General features: G+C 70.4%; 17 protein-coding genes. 6 read left to right on the top strand and 11 right to left on the bottom strand.

What is annotated here, in order from left to right; genetic code table 11:
- Positions 1-16: 16 nt before the first annotated feature.
- The 5 genes from ACXDC7_RS06275 to ACXDC7_RS06255 all read right to left on the bottom strand — a co-directional run bounded on the left by ACXDC7_RS06275 (position 17) and on the right by ACXDC7_RS06255 (position 5,797).
- Complete coding sequence (locus ACXDC7_RS06275; protein ID WP_179444325.1) at positions 17-376, bottom strand: holo-ACP synthase; 360 nt, start codon at positions 374-376, stop codon at positions 17-19.
- An 8-nt stretch (positions 377-384) separates the two neighbouring features.
- Positions 385-2,247, bottom strand: a complete 1,863-nt coding sequence (gene glmS / locus ACXDC7_RS06270; protein ID WP_459221551.1) for a glutamine--fructose-6-phosphate transaminase (isomerizing) — start codon at positions 2,245-2,247, stop codon at positions 385-387.
- Positions 2,248-2,350: 103 nt separating this feature from the next.
- Positions 2,351-3,793, bottom strand: a complete 1,443-nt coding sequence (ngcE, locus tag ACXDC7_RS06265; protein ID WP_179444327.1) for an N-acetylglucosamine/diacetylchitobiose ABC transporter substrate-binding protein — start codon at positions 3,791-3,793, stop codon at positions 2,351-2,353.
- A gap of 67 nt (positions 3,794-3,860) precedes the next feature.
- Positions 3,861-4,766, bottom strand: a complete 906-nt coding sequence (locus tag ACXDC7_RS06260) for an ABC transporter permease subunit (protein ID WP_218843699.1) — start codon at positions 4,764-4,766, stop codon at positions 3,861-3,863.
- On the bottom strand, positions 4,763-5,797 hold the full coding sequence (locus ACXDC7_RS06255; protein ID WP_218843701.1) for a carbohydrate ABC transporter permease: 1,035 nt from the start codon (positions 5,795-5,797) through the stop codon (positions 4,763-4,765). The genes ACXDC7_RS06260 and ACXDC7_RS06255 overlap by 4 nt, the downstream gene beginning before the upstream one ends.
- Positions 5,798-5,905: 108 nt before the next feature.
- On the opposite strand from ACXDC7_RS06255, the gene coaA reads away from it, so the two are divergent.
- Positions 5,906-6,898, top strand: a complete 993-nt coding sequence (gene coaA / locus ACXDC7_RS06250) for a type I pantothenate kinase (protein ID WP_179444328.1) — start codon at positions 5,906-5,908, stop codon at positions 6,896-6,898.
- On the opposite strand, the gene glmM is transcribed toward coaA, so the two are convergent.
- The 6 genes from glmM to ACXDC7_RS06220 all read right to left on the bottom strand — a co-directional run bounded on the left by glmM (position 6,895) and on the right by ACXDC7_RS06220 (position 12,913).
- Positions 6,895-8,247: a phosphoglucosamine mutase gene (gene glmM / locus ACXDC7_RS06245; protein ID WP_179444329.1), complete on the bottom strand. Its 1,353-nt coding sequence runs from the start codon at positions 8,245-8,247 to the stop codon at positions 6,895-6,897. The two genes, coaA and glmM, sit on opposite strands and share 4 nt — an antisense overlap.
- 7 nt (positions 8,248-8,254) lie before the next feature.
- On the bottom strand, positions 8,255-8,800 hold the full coding sequence (rpsI, locus tag ACXDC7_RS06240) for a 30S ribosomal protein S9 (RefSeq protein ID WP_459221550.1): 546 nt from the start codon (positions 8,798-8,800) through the stop codon (positions 8,255-8,257).
- Positions 8,797-9,261 carry a 50S ribosomal protein L13 gene (rplM, locus tag ACXDC7_RS06235; protein ID WP_179444331.1) on the bottom strand — a complete coding sequence of 155 codons (465 nt, stop codon included), beginning with the start codon at positions 9,259-9,261 and terminating at the stop codon, positions 8,797-8,799. Before rplM ends, rpsI begins: the two co-directional genes overlap by 4 nt.
- Before the next feature lie 213 nt (positions 9,262-9,474).
- Entirely contained in the window at positions 9,475-10,191 is a 717-nt protein-coding gene (locus tag ACXDC7_RS06230; protein WP_179444332.1) for a hypothetical protein, read from the bottom strand.
- A complete protein-coding gene (locus ACXDC7_RS06225; RefSeq protein WP_459221549.1) occupies positions 10,188-12,179 on the bottom strand; it encodes a M15 family metallopeptidase in 1,992 nt (663 codons plus the stop codon). The genes ACXDC7_RS06230 and ACXDC7_RS06225 overlap by 4 nt, the downstream gene beginning before the upstream one ends.
- Before the next feature lie 146 nt (positions 12,180-12,325).
- Positions 12,326-12,913, bottom strand: coding sequence for a GNAT family N-acetyltransferase (locus tag ACXDC7_RS06220; RefSeq protein ID WP_459221548.1), 588 nt, complete (start codon positions 12,911-12,913; stop codon positions 12,326-12,328).
- A 206-nt stretch (positions 12,914-13,119) separates the two neighbouring features.
- Between ACXDC7_RS06220 and ACXDC7_RS06215 the strand changes: the two genes are divergently transcribed.
- The 5 genes from ACXDC7_RS06215 (at position 13,120) to ACXDC7_RS06195 (ending at position 18,809) form a co-directional block, all read left to right on the top strand.
- Positions 13,120-14,400, top strand: coding sequence for a citrate synthase (locus ACXDC7_RS06215; protein ID WP_179444335.1), 1,281 nt, complete (start codon positions 13,120-13,122; stop codon positions 14,398-14,400).
- A 9-nt stretch (positions 14,401-14,409) separates the two neighbouring features.
- A complete protein-coding gene (locus ACXDC7_RS06210; protein WP_459221547.1) occupies positions 14,410-16,425 on the top strand; it encodes a sigma-70 family RNA polymerase sigma factor in 2,016 nt (671 codons plus the stop codon).
- Positions 16,426-16,651: 226 nt separating this feature from the next.
- Positions 16,652-17,380 carry a tRNA (guanosine(46)-N7)-methyltransferase TrmB gene (gene trmB / locus ACXDC7_RS06205; protein WP_459221546.1) on the top strand — a complete coding sequence of 243 codons (729 nt, stop codon included), beginning with the start codon at positions 16,652-16,654 and terminating at the stop codon, positions 17,378-17,380.
- A complete protein-coding gene (gene truA / locus ACXDC7_RS06200) occupies positions 17,377-18,216 on the top strand; it encodes a tRNA pseudouridine(38-40) synthase TruA (RefSeq protein WP_179444338.1) in 840 nt (279 codons plus the stop codon). The genes trmB and truA overlap by 4 nt, the downstream gene beginning before the upstream one ends.
- Positions 18,213-18,809 (top strand): methyltransferase, encoded by a 597-nt coding sequence (locus ACXDC7_RS06195; protein WP_179444339.1) that lies wholly within the window; start codon positions 18,213-18,215, stop codon positions 18,807-18,809. The genes truA and ACXDC7_RS06195 overlap by 4 nt, the downstream gene beginning before the upstream one ends.
- Positions 18,810-18,837 lie beyond the last annotated feature (28 nt).

Below are 18,837 nucleotides of genomic sequence, written 5' to 3'. Positions count from 1 at the left end.
CGCGCGAGCCGGGGCCTCACGGCTCGCTCCGCTCGCAGATCACGTACGCCGCGGCGATCCCGGCGTCGTGGGACAGCGTCAGATGGATCTTGTCCACGCCGAGCTCGGCTGCGCGCGCGGCGACCGTGCCCGTGATCTCGAAGCGGGGTCGGCCGTGCTCGTCGCGCACCACCTCCGCATCGTGCCAGCGCAGGCCGCCCTCGGACAGCAACGCCTTGGCCAGGGCCTCCTTCGCCGCGAACCGGGCCACCCGCGACGACAGCGGCAGCGCAACCTCGGCCTCGGTCAGCCAGCGGGCCGAGAAGCCGGGACGGCGATCCTCCGCCGCGGCGTAGCGGTCGATCTGGCAGACGTCGACGCCGATGCCGATGATCATCCGCCTGCCTACTCGACGGTGACCGACTTGGCGAGATTGCGCGGCTGGTCGACGTCGTGACCCTTCAGCGTGGCCAGCTCGCAGGCGAACACCTGCAGCGGCACGGTGGCCAGCAGGGGCTGCAGCAGGGTCGGCACCTTCGGCAGGGTGATCAAGGTGTCGGCATAGGCCGCGACATCGGCATCGCCCTCCTCGGCGAGCACGATGGTCCGCGCGCCGCGGGCCCGGATCTCCTGCACGTTGGAGATCACCTTGTCGTGCAGTTGGTCGCGACCCTTCGGCGGCACGACGACGAAGACCGGCAGGTCGGTGTCGATCAGGGCGATCGGGCCGTGCTTCAGCTCGCCCGCGGCGAAGCCCTCGGCATGGATGTAGGCGAGCTCCTTCAGCTTCAGCGCGCCCTCCAGCGCCACCGGGTAGCCCGCGTGCCGGCCGAGGAAGAGCACCGACGGCGCATCGACCAGGTCGCGCGCCAGCTTGTGCACGACCTCCAGGTCGTCCAGCACCCGCTGGATCGCCTCGGGGGTACGCTGCAGCTCGGCCAGCGTGGCCGCCACCTCGTCGCCGAACTTGGTCCCGCGCACCTGGGCGAGATAGAGCCCGAGCAGATAGCAGGCGACGACCTGGGTCAGGAAGCCCTTGGTCGAGGCAACGCCGATCTCCGGGCCCGCATGGGTGTAGATCACCGCATCGGACTCGCGCGGAATCGTCGAGCCGTTGGTATTGCAGATCGCCATCACCTTCGCGCCCTGTTCGCGGGCGTGCCGGATCGCCATCAGCGTGTCCATGGTCTCGCCGGACTGGGAGATCGTGACCACCAGGGTGCGGGCGTCGACGATCGGGTCGCGGTAGCGGAACTCGCTGGCCAGCTCGACCTCGCACGAGATCCGGGTCCAGTGCTCGATGGCGTACTTGGCCACCAGCCCGGCATAGAACGCCGTGCCACAGGCGACCACGATGATCTTGTCGATGGCGCGCAGCTCCTCGGCGGAGATGCTGGACTCGTCCAGCAGCAGCCGGCCCTCCGCATCTGTACGCCCGAGCAGGGTGTCGGCGACGGCGCGCGGCTGCTCGAAGATCTCCTTGCGCATGAACCAGTCGTAGCCGTCCTTCTCGGCCGCGGTCAGATCCCAGTCGACGTGATAGGCACGGGTCGGCGCCGGCGCGCCGTCGAAGTCGGTGACCTCGACGCCCTCGGGAGTGATCACGACCATCTGGTCCTGCCCGAGCTCGATCGCCTCGCGGGTGTGCTCGATGAAGGCCGCCACATCGGAGGCGACGAAGTTCTCCCCCTCGCCGACGCCGACCACCAGCGGCGAGTTGCGCCGCGCGGCGACCACCCGGTCGGGATCGTCCGAGTCGACGGCGACCAGGGTGTAGGCCCCCTCCAGCCGCCGGCACACCGCCCGCATGGCCGCCGGCAGCGGCGTACCCGATTCGACCTCGCGGCCCAGCAGCAGCGCGACGATCTCGGTATCGGTCTCCGACACCGGGACGAGCCCGTCGGCGGCCAGCTCGGCGGCCAGCTCGGCGTAGTTCTCGATGATCCCGTTGTGGATCAGCGTCACCCGGTCGGAGCCGTTGCCGTTGCTGCCGGTGGCCCGGTGCGGGTGGGCGTTCACGTCGTTCGGCGCGCCGTGCGTCGCCCACCGGGTGTGCCCGATGCCGGCGCTGCCGTCGGGCAGCGGGACCTCGGCCAGCTCGGCGGTCAGGTTCGCCAGCTTGCCGGCCTTCTTCGCCACCAGGGTCTCGCCCCCGTCGACGACCGCGATGCCGGCCGAGTCATAGCCCCGGTACTCGAGCCGACGCAGGCCATTGACCAGGACCTCGGGCAGGCTCCGGGGCCCGACGTAGCCGATGATTCCGCACATGGCGGGCAGATTACCCGCCGGTCGGCGATCCGCGGAAAACGCGCGAGGCCCGCCCCGGTCGCGCCGGGACGGGCCTCGTCAGCCGCTGCTTGCCGGAGAATCCTCAGGCGGTGCGGTTGAACTTGGTGATCTTCGGGTCGTTCTTCACCGAGTCGGACACGCCCTGCATGGTCTCGCAGTACTGCTCGGCCTTCATGCTGCCGTTCAGCAGGGCCCGCATCGGGTCCTTCTGGCCGTCCTTGAGCGCGGCGTACCAGGTGAACGCGAGCGGGTAGAAGACGTTCTCGCCGGCGGCGCTGACCCAGTCCGCGACCGACTTCAGCGCGGTCGACGGGTCGGTCAGGTTGTCGCCGGCGCCCTTCACCGCGCACAGGTTGCCGGTCAGGTTGGCGAACTGCGTGGTCGCCTCCTTGCTCAGCATCATTCGCAGGTACTCCATGCCGCCCGGCTTGTTCGCCGACTGCTCGGCAACGATGAACGGCTCGCCCGCGCCGCCGTGCAGCGCCTCGAACGGCAACTGGTCGCCGGGGCTGGACGGTGTCGGGAAGGTCTTCATGTCGAAGCCGTCCGGCACCTTGCCCTTCATCTCGTTCTCCAGCCACGAGCCGCACGGCAGCAGCGCGCCGCGGCCGTTCAGCCACTCGGCCTGGCTGGTGGTGTGGTCCATGCCCTCGGAGCCGTTGAAGATGAAGCCCTTGTCGTACAGCTCCTGGTACTCCTTGGCCGCCATCAGCACCGAGTCATTGGTCCAGGCATCGTCGGCGAGGTTGTCGATCTTCAACATGATGTCCAGGCCGCCGTTCTTGATGGCGGTCGAGGTCAGCATGGCGGTCATGTACTGGGTGTGTACGCCGGTGTGGATGATCGGCGCCAGGCCCGTGCCCTTGATCGTGTCGCACAGGGCCAGGAACTCGTCCCAGGTCTTGGCGATCTGCCAACCCTTCTCGTCGAACAGCTTGGAGGAGTACCACCAGCCCCACATCGAGAAGATGTAGTTCAGCGCCCGCATCACGCCGTCGTAGGAGCCGATCTCCTCCGTGCCGGGCAGCAGGTAGTCGCGGATCTTGGTGTTCGGGTCGTCGATGGTCGGGGCGTCCAGCAGGACGGTCATGTCGGCGAGCTGGTTCTGCGCGACCAGCGCCGAGGTCGGCATGGCGTCCGCGCCGGCATTGTCGATCACCTCGGGCGGATTGCCGCCGGAGAACCGCGGCTGCAGCTCGGTGGCGATCTTGGTCGTCGAGACCATCTTGGCGACGTCGCCGCCGGCCCACTTGTTGTAGAGGGCGACATGCTCGGTGCCGTACTGGTCGCCGTAGCCGCCGTTGAAGATGACGACCTCGAGCGGCTTGGACTTGTCGACGCCGAACGGGTTCTCGGCCGTCTTCTCCTCGGTGCCGCCGGCGTCGCCGCCGGGCGTACCGCCACCACCACCGGTCGCGCAGGCGCTGGCCAGCCCGGTGCCGGCGACGGCTGCGGTGATCGCCGCGGTCCTGATCACGGTGCGCCGGGTGACGAAGGCCGCCGCCGGATTCAGCTCATCGGACATCGGTCAACTCTCCTTCTCCTGCCCGGCGACATTGCCGGGATGGTCTGGGTCTCCGGGTCGGCGGCGATCATTTGACCGCCCCCGCTGTCATCCCGGTCTGGATCTGCTTCTGGAACAACAGGTACACGATCAGCACCGGCGCCATGCCGATCACGAGGCCGGCGAACAACCCGGAGAAGTCCGAGGCGTACCCGGCCTCCGAAGCCATCTTGCCCAGCCCCTGGGTGATCACATACATCCTCGGGTCGGTGTTGATGAACAGCGGGATCAGGTACTGGTTCCACAGCCCGAGGGTGTTGAACAGGCCGACCGCGACGATGCCCGGCCGGGCCATCGGCAACATCACCTTGAAGAAGGTGGTGAAGTGGCCGGCGCCGTCGACGAAGGCGGCCTCCTGGACCTCCTTCGGCAGCGCCGCGAAATAGGAGGTCATGAAGAACACGGTGAACGGCATCGCCCAGGCGACGTAGACCAGGATCAGGCCCTGATAGGTGTTCAGCAGGCCCATCGAGCGCATGATCCCGAACAGCGGGACGAGCGCAATGAACAGCGGGATCGCGTTGGCGACGATGAACACGAAGTGCAGGGCCTTGCGGCCGGGGAAGACGTAGCGGGCGATGCAGTAGGAGACCATGCAGCCGAGCAGCATGACCAGCACCACCGAGCAACTGACCACGATCACGCTGTTCATGAAGTAGATCGAGAAGTTCGCCTCGTTCCAGGCCCGGGCGTAGTTGTCCCACTGCGGGACCAACGGCGGCCGGTAGGACTCGACGAAGATCTCGTTGTCGGTCTTCAGCGAGCTCATGAACACCCAGATCACCGGGATCGCGACGACCAGCGCCCAGACCGCGAGCAGCACGTGGGTGATCCCGATCAGCGGACCGGAGCGCGCGTGCACCTTCTCGGGTGCGATATCGGATGCCGGCTCCGGGGAGGGTACGCCCGGCGCGGCCTGCACCTTCGTGCTCACAGCTCCACCTGCTCCCTGCGGGTGATCCGCAACATCACAGCGGCCACGATCGCCGTCACGGCGAACACGATCACGCCCTCGGCCGAGGAGAAGCCGAACAGGCCCTGGGTCTTGGCCTTGAACACCGACAGCGCCATCACGGTGGTCGCGTTGTCCGGCCCGCCCGGCCCGATGGTCATCAGGTTGACGATGGCCAGCACGTCCAGACACATGATCATCAGATAGACCAGGGCCGTCTGCACGGCGGGCCAGAGCAGCGGCAGCGTGACCCGGAAGAAGGTCTGCACCTTGCTGGCCTTGTCGATCGCCGCCGCCTCCAGCAGCTCGCGCGGGATGGCCGCCATCGCGGCGGTGAAGTGCACCATGTAGAAGCCGACGTTCATCCAGACCAGGAGAAAGATCACCACACCCAGCGCGGTCCACGGTTGCGCGAGCCAGGCCTGCCCGGCGGCCTCGTTCGGGCCGGGCGGGGAGAAGGTGATCAGGCGTACCAGCCAGTTCAGCAGGCCGTTCGGCTGGAAGGTCTGCTGGAACATGATCGCCAGCGCCGCGACCGAGATCACCTGCGGCAGGAAGAACAGCAGCCGGTAGAAGCCCGCGCCGCTGACGCCCTTGAGCTGTCCGGCCCTGGTGCTGCCGGCGAGATTCAGCATGGTGGCGAAGAAGAGCGCGATGGTCAGCGTGATCGCCGGCACCACCACCAGCAGGATCAGGTTGTTGCGCAGGCCGGCCCAGAACTCGCGGTCCAGGACGCCTGCCTGACTGAACAGCGACTGGAAGTTCTGCAGCCCGACGAAGTTGTAGTTCGGCGTGTAGCCGGTCCAGTCGGTCAGCGCCAGATAGAAGATCTGCAGGAAGGGCGAGATCACGAAGAGCGCGAAGATCAGGACCGGCACCACGAGGAAGGAGAACAGGAAGAGCGTCTTTCCCTTGTGCATCGCGCCTCCCACGCTCGTGCCCGTCCGGTCGACCGCGCCGCAGCCCGCGGCCGGATCCGGCAGCTCGTCCGGCCGGATCAGCGTGCCAACCATATGGGTATCGCACAGTTCTGACCGCGAAACGCACAGTATGTTGCATAAGAGTTATCTGATGATGCCGCGTGCGACGCCGCCGGGAGCGCCCGCGAGCGGTCCGGCACAATGGCGGGCGTGAATCATGGCGCCGTCGCCCCGCCCGGTCCGGCCGACCTCCGCGAGGTCGGCCAGAGCCCGTTCGTCCAACTTCGTCGGGCCGACTGGGCCCGCCTCGCCGCCTCGACCCCGATGACGGTGGACGAGCAGACGCTGAACCAGTTGCGCGGCCAGGGCGACCCGACCAGCCTGGACGAGGTCGTCGAGGTCTATCTGCCGCTGACCCGGTTGATCTCGAAGTATGTGCAGCACACGGGCGATCTCTATCGCGCCAGCAACGCCTTCCTCGGGCTCTCGGTGCGGCGTACCCCGTTCGTGATCGGTGTGGCCGGCTCGGTGGCGGTCGGGAAGTCCACGACAGCGCGGCTGCTGCGCGAGCTGTTGGCCAACCTGCCCGAGCACCCGCGGGTCAGCCTGGTCACCACCGACGGCTTCCTCTACCCCAATGCCGAGCTGGAGCGCCGCGGGCTGCTGCTGCGCAAGGGCTTCCCGGAGTCCTACGACCGGCGGGCCCTGCAGCGGTTCGTGGTCGACGTGAAGTCCGGCCTGCCCAGGGTGGAGGCGCCGGTCTACAGCCACCTGGTCTACGACATCGTGCCGGGCGAGCAGGTGGTCGTGGAGCAGCCCGACATCCTGATCGTCGAGGGCCTGAACGTGCTGCAGCCCGCCCGGGTTCGCGCGGACGGCACCGCGGGCCTCGCGCTGAGCGACTTCTTCGACTTCTCCGTCTATGTCGACGCCTCGGTCGACGACGTGCGGCGCTGGTACATCGACCGGTTCCTGATGCTGCGCGAGACCGCGTTCCGCGATCCGCGCTCGTTCTTCCGCCGGTTCGCCGACCTGAGCCGGGACGAGGCCGTCACCCGCGCCGGCGAGATCTGGGACAGCATCAACGGCCCCAACCTGGTCAGCAACATCGCCCCCACCCGCGGCCGTGCCACGGCCATCTTGCGCAAGGCCGCCGACCACAGCGTCGAATGGGTGCGGATCAGAAAGCTCTAGCCGAGGCCGAGGTGCTCCCGCACCACGCCGGCCAGGGAATCCGCGACGGCGTCGGCCTCCTCGTGGGTGGCGGCCTCGACCATCACCCGGACGAGCTGCTCGGTGCCCGAGGGGCGCAGCAGCACCCGCCCGGAGTCGCCCAGCCGCCGGCTCGCGGCCTGCACGGCCTCCAGCACGCCGGGATCGGTCCCGGCCCGGGCCTTGTCGACACCGGAGACATTGACCAGGACCTGCGGCAGCCGGTGCATCACCGACGCCAGGTCGGCGAGCGAGCGGCCGGTATCGGCCATCCGGCGCAGCAACTGCAGCGCGGTCAGGGTGCCGTCCCCGGTGGAGGCCCAGCGCGACATGATCACGTGGCCGGACTGTTCACCGCCGAGCGAGAAGCCCTGGGCGTTCATCAGCTCCAGCACGTAGCGGTCGCCGACGGCGGCGCGCTGGACGGAGATACCCGCCTCGGTCATCGCATTGACCAGGCCCTGGTTGCTCATCACCGTGGCGACCAGGGTGTCCCCGACCAGTTCGTCGGCCTCGGACAGGGCCAGGGCCAGCACGGCGAGGATCTGGTCGCCGTCGATCATGGCGCCGGACTCGTCGACCGCCAGGCAGCGGTCGGCGTCGCCGTCCAGCGCGAAACCGGCGTGACAGCCGTGCTCGACGACCGCGCGCTGCAGCGAGCCGGGGTGGGTCGAGCCGCAGTCGTCGTTGATGTTGGTGCCGTCCGGCTCGGCGTGGATCGCGATCACCTCGGCACCCAGCGCCCGGCAGGCCTGGGCAGCGGTGCGGTACGCCGCGCCGTTGGCGGCGTCGATCGCCACCTTCAGCCCGGTCAGGCGTACCGGCGCGACCGAGGAGACCAGATGCTCGACATAGGCGTCGACGGCGGCACCGTCATCGGTGACCCGGCCGACGGCGGCGCCGGTCGGGCGCTGCCACTCGGCCCGCAACTGGGATTCGATCCGTTGCTCCAGGCCGTCGTCCAGCTTGGCCCCGCCGCGGGAGAAGAACTTGATCCCGTTGTCCGGCATCGGGTTGTGGCTGGCCGAGATCATCACGCCGAGATCGGCGCGCGAGTTCGCGACGAGGTACGCCACCCCGGGCGTCGGCACCACGCCGAGCCGGATCACATCGACCCCGGCGCTGGCCAGGCCGGCCACGACCGCGGCCTCCAGGAACTCCCCGGAGGCGCGCGGGTCGCGGCCGACCAGCGCGACCGGACGGTGCCCGTCGAAGGCTCCGACCTCGCCCAGCACGTGGGCGGCAGAGACCGACAGGTCGAGCGCCAGCTCCGCGGTCAGGTCGACATTCGCCCGTCCGCGGACGCCGTCGGTGCCGAACAGGCCCGCCATCGGCAGATCAGCGCTTGGAGTACTGAGGTGCCTTGCGGGCCTTCTTCAGGCCGGCCTTCTTGCGTTCCTTGATCCGCGCGTCGCGGGTCAGCATGCCGGCCTTCTTCAGCGCCGAGCGGCTGGCCTCGGCGTCGACGCCGTTCAGCGCGCGGGCCACCCCGAGGCGCAGCGCCCCGGCCTGGCCGCTCGCGCCGCCGCCGTCGATCCGGGCGATCACGTCGTAGGAGCCCTCGACACCGGCGGTGCCGAACGGCTCGGAGACGATCTGCTGGTGCACCTTGTTGGGGAAGTAGTCCTCGAGGTTGCGGCCGTTGATAGTCCACTGGCCACTGCCGGGAACGATCCGGACGCGGGCCACGGCCTCCTTGCGGCGGCCGGTCGCGGCGCCCGGGGCGACGACGGCCGGGCGGGCGGTCGACTCCGCCGCGGCCGAACCGGAGCCGGCGGCCTCGGAGCGGTAGGCGATCGTGCGGCCACCCTCGGCGAACGACGCCGGCGCCTCGTCGGTGGTCTCGACGGACTCGGTGTTCTCGCTGACGTTTCGCTGCGTCACTTGGCCGTCCCCTTCTCGGTCTGGCTGATGCGGGTGATCTCGTAGGGCTGGGGCCGCTGCGCGGTGTGCGGGTGCTCGGCGCCGCCGTAGACCTTGAGCTTCTTGATCTGCTTGCGGCTCAGCTTGTTCTTCGGGAGCATCCCCCACACGGCGAGCTCGACGGCGCGCCGGGGGTCGGACTCCAGCAGCTCACCGTAGGCGACCTGCTTCAGGCCGCCGGGGCGACCGGAGTGCCGGGTGGCGAACTTGTCGGTCCGCTTGTTGCCCGACAGGGCGATCTTGCTGGCGTTGACGACGACGACGAAGTCCCCGGTGTCGACGTGCGGGGCGTAGGTGGGCTTGTGCTTGCCGCGGAGCAGACCGGCCGCGCTGACCGCGAGCCGGCCGAGCACGATGTCCTCGGCGTCGATCACATGCCAGTTCCTGGTCACCTCGCCAGGCTTCGGGCTGTACGTGGACACGTTGATGATCCTTGGTGTTCGGGTGTTGTCGTCCGGAACGCCGGGCGGGCGTACCGAACAGGTCTCGGTGTGCGCTGCGAGTCTCGCGGAGGCCTCTGCCAAGTCGGCCCGCCAGACAGCGCGCACCTTGGGAGCGGGGACCCCGAGGGCATGCCTGAGCGCAACAGCGTCTTAAGATACCCGCGCGCCGGGCTGGCGGTCAAAACCGCGCGGTCACCGGCTCAGCCGCTCCCCGAGGCCGCGCAGTTGCGCCTCGGACGCGGCGTCGTCGTCGTTGACGATGATCAACGCCACCCGGTCGCCCCGGCGGGCCACCACCTCCGACCAGCGCTCGCCACCGTAGTCGCGGCGTCCGGCGTACCACCCCTCGCCGGCGGCCACCCGCTGGGCGGCCGGCATCGCGTCGGTGGCGGGGCAACTGGCCAGCACGGCCAGATAGGTGTCGAAGTACGCCGTCGCATCCCCCGCCGACCCGAACTGCAACAACAGGCCGTTGCCCGGTCGGTCGCGGTCATCCAGATAGGTACCGGCCAGCGCGAAGGCGGCGGCCGGCCAGCCACCGCCGGTGTTGCCGGGACAGGTCGGCATGGCCTCCCACCCGGCCCGCTCGCCGGCGACCTCGTGGGTCCAGGTGCCGTTCGGCACGTACTCGTTCTCGGCCGGCGGCCGCTCCTGCGCGGCGAACCCGAGCACCTCGTCGGGAAGATCCGCGGGCGTCAGCGGCCCCGCGGTGACGGCCGCCGGGCTGGTGCCCGCGGACGGCGCGTCGCGGGGCGGTGGCTCCGGCGGCAGGGTCTCGCCGGGCGGCAGCGGCAGCACCGATTCCTCGCTGGGTCCGGGCGACGGGTCCGGCGCCGGGCCGGGCTGGCTGCAACCACCCAGCACCAGGACCGCGCCGGCGGCCGCCAGCAGCGCGCGAGCCTTCATCACGGGCCCCAGTTGAAGTGCTGGTAGTCCCGGCCCGGGTTCCAGCGCCCGCCCCAGAACCAGCCGCGGCTCTCGAACCCGCGGGTCAGCGAGCTGCCCGTCCACAACATGCCCTGTGAGGTGATCTTGCGGTTGAGTTGACCGTCCTGGACGTAGCCTCGGCCGTTCGACGGCCACCAGGTGCCGTTTTTGTCCCGGAACGGGTTCTGCACGGTGTTCGTGTCGACCGCGGTGCCGTAGGAGTGCGGCGAGACCGCCTGCGGGTTGCCGACCACCGACCGGCAGTTGAAGCCCGAGGTGTTGTTCGCGACCATCTGGTCGGGGTCGTTGCCGCGCCACACGTTCGGGTTGTCCATCCGGGCCACCGGGAAGCGGGCCTTGAATGCGTCGTTGAACGCGTCCACGACGCGCTGGGCGTAGCTGTCGCGGATGATCATCTGGCCGCGATGGATCCGGCCGTCGTAGCCCCAGTAGTTCATGTCGATGGTGCGCAGGCTGCCCGGACCGACCGGGCAGCCGGAGCGGTAGGTGTAGCGCACGTCGGAGCTGGAGGTACGCCGGATGGTTGCGTTCTGCCGGTACTCGGTCGAGGCGCGCGAGCCGTCCCAGGTGATCCGCCCGTACTGGAAGTCCTGGCGGCACTTCCCGTCGCGGCACCACTCGCTGCCGGTCGGGAAGCCGAGCAGCCCGCGCTCCCAGCCCTGCGCGGCCCAGGCCTTCTCGATCGCCCCGACGACCGGCCGGGCGCCGGTCCTGGGAGTCCAGTAGATCGATCCGCCGGTGAACTTCTGGTAGCAGCCGCGGTCCTTCAGGGTGCACCGCTCGCCGGTGGTCGGGAAGCCGAGCCGGCCGCGCTCCCAGCCCTGGGCGCCCCAGGCCGCGGCGATGCCGCCCCAGATCGGCTGGGCCCCGGTCCTGGCGGTCCAGTAGATCGATCCGCCGGTGAACTTCTGGTAGCAGCCGCGGTCCTTCAACGTGCAGCTCTCCGCGCTGATCGGGAAGCCGAGCCGGCCGCGCTCCCAGCCGAGCCCGGCCCAGGTGTTGCGGATCGAGCCCCAGACGGGGTGCGCGCCCGTGCGGGGCGACCAGTAGATGTCGCCGCCGGCGAACTTCTGGTAGCAGCCGCCGTCCTTCAGAGTGCACCGCTCACCCGTCGTCGGGTAGCCGAGCCGGCCGCGCTCATAACCGAGGTTGGCGTGGGTGATCCCGATGTTGCCCCAGGTGGGCCACGCGCCGGTCGCGGAACTCCACAGCACCAGGCCGCCGCGGAACCGCTGGGAGCAGCCGCCGTCGCGCAGGCCGCACAGCTCGTCGGCGATCGGGTATCCCAGGCGCCCCTGTTCCCAGCGCAGGTCCGCGTACCGACCGAGGAGCTGATTGGTCACCGCGTGGACGCCGGCATCGCGCTGGTCGTAGATGATCGCCTTGGTGAAGCGCTGCAGGCAGCCGCCGTCGGCGAGGCCGCAACTGCGCTCGTCGGTCGGGAAGCCGGCGCGGGCGAGCCCGACCCGGTCGAAGGCGGCGAGCATCCGCGCGTCGATGATCTTGGCGCCCGTCGCCTGCGACCAGTAGATCGCGCCGTTGCGGTAGCGCGCCATCCGCCCGCCGGGCACCGCGGTCTCCGCCTTGGTCACCGCGCCGAGCGGCCCGGCGGCGCCGCCGGAGGCCCGGTACCGCGCGGCGATCGGGGTCTCCGCGGCCAGCTCGTGGCGTTCGACGCTCGGCGTGGCGCTGGGACTCGGGGTGGCGCTGGAACTCGGGGTCTCGGTGGGGCTCGGGGTCTCGGTGGGGGTGGCGGACGGGGTCGTCGGCCTCGGCGAGGCGGTCGCCTCGCCGGTCGGCGTCGGCGTGGCCCCCGGCGTCACGCCGGCCGATGGGCTCGGCGATGGGCTCGGTGTCGGGGGCGCGCTCGGCGGCTGCGCGTACGCCGTCGCGCCCACCGCGGTCCAGGCGACCACTGCCGCCACCATCAGGCCGACAACCCTGCGCATCCCGACTCCCCTCACCCCGTGCCCCGCCCGTCCGGGACCCCGTCGCACCGGTCGAGTCCGGCAACCGCCGCCGGGTTCCGTCGTCTCGGACACTAGTCGCGCCCGCGGCGCCGAGCGCCCGGGGCTCCCGCGCGGCGCGAACCTGATCACAGGGTGCGACGCATGATGAGACGCGGCATCTTGCTGGCGACCGCGTCGGTCTGCCCGATCACCGCGAACCCGGCCTGGTCGAACATGGCGCGCGTGCCGACGAACGCCATCGTCAGGTCCATCCGCTTGCCACCCGGATCCACCGGGTACGCCTCGACCGCAGGCGCACCGCGCGATGCGGCGTAGTCGACCGCGCCGCTGATCAACTTCTCGGTCACACCTTGGCGGCGATGGCCGCTGCGTACCACCACACAGATGATGCTCCACACCGCGACGTCGTCGACCGGTCTGATCAGCTTCGATGCCTCGAGCCTCGGGATGTCGGTACGCGGGCCGATCGAGCACCAGCCGACCGGCGTCTGATCGCGATAGGTCACCACCCCCATCGGATGCTTGCGGCGGGCAAGCTTGCGCGCTGCGCAGGCTCGGGCGTCGTCGCCGGTGCCGCCGAGTTCGGTGATCTGGCTCTGCTGCAGCCGATGCGACAGGCACCAGCAGTGCGTGGCGCGGCGGTTCGGATTGATCACATCGGCGAAGTCGTCGAACCGTCGCGGCGTGACGGGGTGGGTTTCCCAGGTGGTCATCGACTCAAAGGTGATCGCATCTCGACTCCCCTCACCCAGTGCCCCGCCCGTACGGGACCCCGTCGCATCCGCCGAGCCCGGCCACCGCCGCCGGGTTCCGTCGTCTCGGACACTAGTCGCGCCGGCGCGACCACGTGATGCGAATCGCACGAGTCCGGGACTGACCCAGTTGGGCAACTGGTGTCATCGCGCCCTAGGTTTGTCCCATGACCGATTCGCTCAGCATCCGCGACAACCGCACGGGTGGCGAAGAAGAGATCGCGATCAGCGACGACACGATCCGGGCCGGCGACCTGAAGAAGTTCGCTGTCGACGGTGAGCGCGCGTTGGCCACCTACGATCCGGGATTCGTCAACACGGCCTCCTGCAAGAGCGCCATCACGTTCATCGACGGCGACAAGGGCATCCTGGAGTACCGGGGCTACCCGATCGAACAACTGGCCGAGAACTCGACCTTTCTCGAGGTGGCGTACCTGCTCCTGAACGGCGAACTGCCGACCGAGGACCAGCTCGCCACCTGGGTGGACCGGGTGACCAACCACACCTATGTGCACGAGAACCTGAAGACCTTCATGCAGGGCTTCCGCTATGACGCGCACCCGATGTCGATGCTGATGTCGTCGGTGGCCGCCCTGTCCTCGTTCTACCCCGAGGCCAACCAGATTCACGACCCGGAGGTCGTCGATCTGCAGATCATCCGGATGATCGCCAAGATGCCGACACTCGGCGCGTTCGCCTACCGCCACGCGCAGGGCAAGCCCTACATCTACCCGAGCAACGACCTGTCCTACACGGCGAACTTCATGTCGATGCTGTGGAAGATGTCCGAGCCGGTCTACCAGGCCGACGAGCGACTGGTCCGGGCGATGGAGGTCTTGTTCATCCTGCACGCCGACCACGAGCAGAACGCCTCGGCCAATGCGGTCCGCTCGATCGGCTCGACCCAGGTGGATCCGTACTCGGCGATTGCCGGAGGCATCGGCGCCCTCTACGGACCGCTGCACGGCGGCGCGAACGAGGCCGTGCTGAAGATGCTGCGCCGGATCGGCGATGTCGCCAACGTGCCCGACTTCATCGAGGGCGTGAAGGCCGGCAACGAGCGCCTGATGGGCTTCGGGCACCGGGTCTACAAGAACTACGATCCGCGGGCCAAGATCATCAAGAAGGCCGTCGACGACGTCTTCGAGGTGACCGGTGTCAACCCGCAGCTCAAGATCGCCCAGGAGTTGGAGAAGATCGCGCTGGAGGACGACTACTTCGTCTCCCGCAAGCTCTATCCCAATGTGGACTTCTATTCCGGGCTGCTGTACGAGGCCCTGCAGTTCCCGCCGGAGATGTTCACGGTGCTGTTCGCCATCGGCCGCACACCGGGCTGGCTGGCCCAGTGGAAGGAATTGATCAACGACCCGGAGCAGAAGATCGCCCGGCCGAAGCAGATCTACACGGGCCACCGTGGGCGCGACTTCGTCCCCATGGACAAGCGTTGAGCGAGGACCGTGACCGGAACGGGGGATGTGTTCGACGGCGACGACCCGGCACCGACTGGTGACGGATCTCGTTCGTCGAACGGTCGCCGCACCGACGACGTGATGCAGGCCCCGGGGACCGGTGGAGAACCGGGACCCGGGGCCGAGCCCGATGCTGCCCTGCTCGCCGAGGTGCGGGCGGGCCGAAGCCATGCCTACGGCGAACTCTGGGAGCGCTACGCCCCCGCTGCCCGCCGCCTGGCGCGCCGGTTGCGGCCGTCCGGAGATGCCGATGACCTGGTCAGCGAGTCCTATCTGCGGGTGCTGCGCTCCATCCGTGCGGGCAACGGCCCACAGGACAACTTCGCCGCCTATCTGTACGCCACGCTGCGCCGGCTGGCCATCGACGAGACCCGTTCGCCGCGCTCCCGGGTGGTCCCGACCGACCAGTCCGACGATCTGGACGCGGCGCATCCGTCGGCCGAGGAACTGTTCGCCGAGCTTGCCGACCAGCGCACCGCCGTCGCGGCCTGGCACAGTCTCCCGTCCGAGACCCGCGACCTGTTGTGGCGAGCGGTCGTGGACCAGCAGCGTCCGACCGCGATCGCCCGGCAACTGGGGGTCAGCGCCAACGGCGTCTCCTCGCGCGTCCGGCGCGCCAAGGAGCGGCTGCGCGAGGCGTACCTGACCGAACACGCGCGGACCGCGCAGATCCCGGCCTGCCGCCCGGTCCGACCGCTGCTGGCGCGCTACGTCCGCGACGCCCTGGGCCCCGCGAAGCGCCGCATGGTCGATGAGCACCTCGACACCTGCGCCGACTGCGGGCGCGCCCTGATCGTGCTGCAGACCATCGACAAGGCAATCGTGGCCGTGATCGCACCGGTCGTCGGAGCCGGCGCATGGGCCGCCGCCGATGCCCTCGCCGGCGCGGCGCCCGTGGCTCGCGCGCAGGGGAACCCGGGACCCGGTGACCGGGGGTGGGGCAGGCAGCGAGACGGCGGCCGAGAACACGGCGGCCGGGCCACCCACTCCGTTGCGCGCATCCTGGTGGCGATGCTCGCCATCGCGGTCGCGGCCGCGATGGCGTACGCGCTGAGCCGGCCCGAGGCCCCTGCGCCCACCGGGTTCGGACCGGCCGCGGGGACCGGCAACGGTGCCGGCGCACCCCCGCCGGCGGATCCACCCCCGCCCCCGCCCCCCGCGGGTCCGCCGGCTCCTCCGATGGGCCCGCCCGCTCCCCCGATGAGCCCACCCGGCCCCGACGACGGCGCCCCGGCCGGCCCGCCAACCCCCGGACCGGCGTCCCCGGGACCCACGCTTGCCACACCGACGGCCAATGCGGTCCGCCGACCGCGTCCCGCGCCGACCGTCGCCCCCACCCCCGCGCGCCCTCCCGTCGGGCCGACGGCGCTGCCGTCACCACGCGCGCCGGAACCCAGCCCGTCGCTGCGCTCGGTCTCGCCGAAACCCAACCCGTCGATGCGCTCGGTCCCGCCGGAACCGAGGAGCCCCGCCACGTCCACCCCGACACCGAGGCCTACCGCCACCCCCAGCCCGACTCCCACCCCCAGCCCGACTCTGACCTCGAGCCCGACTCCCGCCCCCAGCCCGACTCTGACCCCCAGCGCGTCACCGAGCGCTACCGGCACGCCCACCCCCACACCGACACCAACACCGAGCCCGACACCCACACCGAGCCCGACACCCACACCGAGCCCGACACCCACACCGAGCCCGACACCGAGCCCGGCCCCCTCCGTGTGGACGATGGAGATCGAGATGAGCGAAGACCTCCCGGTGGGCTACGTGGCGGCGCTCACCGTGCCGGAGGGTTATACGTTGACCTCGGTTCGTGACCTCCACTACGGCGAGCCCACGGAGCACCTGGAGGTGCCCGGGCGGACATTCGTCGATGCCGTGCAGCCGGGGCGGCTGCTGATCCGGGGAACGCGGGAGCCCGGCGCCGAGCCGGGCTCGCTCACCGCCGATCTGCGCAGCTACGGCGGCCGGGAGCTCGCGGGCAGCGGCAGCTACCCGATCCCCTGACCGGAAAGAAGTTCGCGATCTCGCGACACGGTCGGCGGGGTGCCTCGTCTTCATTGGTGGCGGATGACTCCCCGGGGAGGCTCCGCCGTCTGTCGGGGGGGCAGGCCGTTGTGGCCTGCAAACGCGGCCCGGGCCAGCGGCCCGGGCCGCCTTCGAGTTCTTGACCCGGGTCCGACCCGTTCGACGACTGGGCGCCCCCCGTGCCCGCCCCTATCCTGACGTGATCATGACTGCCGCCGACAACCCGCCCGAGTCCCACCGCCGCGAGGTGGTCTCGTTCGTGCGCCACCGGGCCCGGATGACCCCGGCCCAGCAGCGGGCCTGGCGCGAACACGGCCCGGACCACCTGGTCGAGGTGGACAAGGGCGCCGGCCACGGCGCAATCTCTGCCGGGCAGAGCGTCGACTGGTCCGCGGTCTTCGGCCGCCGGTCCGAGCTGATCGTCGAGATCGGCTCCGGCGCGGGCGACTCGCTGGTGGCGATGGCAGCCGAGCGTCCGGATCTCGACATCGTGGCATTCGAGGTGTTCCAACCGGGGATCGCCGCCACGATGATCAAGCTGAATCGCGCCGGCGTGCGCAATGTCCGGCTGGTCGAGGGCAACGGCGTGCACGGCCTGCAGCATCTCTTCGCTCCCGGCTCCCTCGCCGGCATCTGGGTCTTCTTCCCCGACCCGTGGCCGAAGACGCGCCACCACAAGCGACGGCTGGTGAACCCCGAGTTCGCGGCCCTCGCCGCGTCCCGGTTGCGGCCGGGGGGCCGCCTGCTGGCGGCCACCGACTGGGCACCGTACGCCGACCGGATGCGTCGGGTGCTGGACGCCGAACCCGAGTTGATCAACGAACATCCCGACGGGTGGGCGCCACGCCCGGCCGGCCGCGTGATCACCCGGTTCGAGGGCCGCGGCGAACGCGCCGGACACGACATCCGCGACCTGTCCTATCGCCGCCGATGAGATTTCGAATCGACCTCGCCTACGACGGCGCGGGCTTCTCCGGGTGGGCGACCCAGCCGGGGCTGCGCACGGTGCAGGGCGAGCTGGAGTGCTGGCTGCCCCGGGTCCTGCGCCTCGACGCGCCGACGCCGCTGACGGTTGCCGGCCGCACGGACGCCGGCGTCCACGCGCGCGGCCAGGTGGCCCACGTCGACCTGCCTGCCGACACCGACCCCGACCGACTCACCCGCCGGCTGCGCCGGGTGCTGCCGGCCGACATCACGATCGCCGCCGTGCGGCCGGCGGCGCCGGGATTCGATGCGCGGTTCTCGGCTCTGTGGCGTCGCTACGCCTATCGGCTGTCCGACCGGCCCGCCGATCCGTTGCTGCGCAACCAGGTCGTCGCCGTGCCCGGCCCGCTTGACCCCGAGGCGATGAGCGAGGCGGGGTCGCGACTCCTCGGCCTGCGCGACTTCGCGGCATTCTGCAAGCGCCGCGACGGCGCGAGCACCGTGCGTACCCTGCTCGAACTGCACGCGGAACGGATCGCCGACGGACCGTTCGCCGGGGTGGTCGAGCTGCGGGTACGCGCGGACGCGTTCTGCCACTCGATGGTCCGCTCCCTGGCCGGCGCGCTGGTGGCGGTCGGGCAGGGCCGCCGAGACCTCGCCTGGCTGGACGCGGCCGGGGCGGCGACCGCCCGCCCGTCGTCGATCCAGGTGATGCCGGCCCACGGACTCACCCTTGAGGAAGTCGGCTATCCCCCCGATGATCGGATGGGGGCGCGAGCGGACGAGGCGCGAGCGTACCGGCAGCCGCCGGAAACCGGACCGGGTGACGGGCAGGAGTTGAGGTGAGCGGCCAGTACTTCGAGACCCCCACGGGCCCCATCCGTGCGCGCGAGGTGACGGCGACGATCTGGGACCGCGAGTTCCGCTTCGCCACCGCGAACGGCGTCTATTCCGCCGCGGGGCTGGACCCGGGCACGGGCGTACTGCTGCGCGAGTCCGAGCCGCCCGGCCATGGCGGCCATCTGGTCGATCTCGGCTGCGGCTGGGGCCCGATCGCGATCGGGCTGGCGGTCTGCGCCCCCCAGATCACCGTCGATGCCGTCGACGTGAACCGCCGGGCGCTGGAGTTGTGCGCCCGCAATGCCGAGGCCGCAGGAGTCGCGGACCGGGTACGCGTCCTGCACGCCGACGAGGTCGACCCGACCACCCGCTACGACGAGCTGTGGTCCAATCCGCCGATCCGGATCGGCAAGGCCGCCCTGCACGATCTGCTGTTGGAATGGTTGCCCAGGCTGGAATCGGGCGGCCGCGCGCGGATGGTCGTCGGCCGCAACCTCGGTGCCGACTCGCTGCAGCGCTGGCTGGTCGAACAGGGCTACCCGACCGAACGCGTCGGCAGCGCGAAGGGCTTCCGGATCCTGCAGACCACAGCTCCCTGAGCCGGCCGCCGGGGCCGGCTTTGGGGGA

The organism is Naumannella huperziae, from assembly GCF_054073625.1.
The sequence above is the reverse complement of the archived record's forward strand: the minus strand, read 5'-3'. Positions and strand labels throughout refer to the sequence as shown.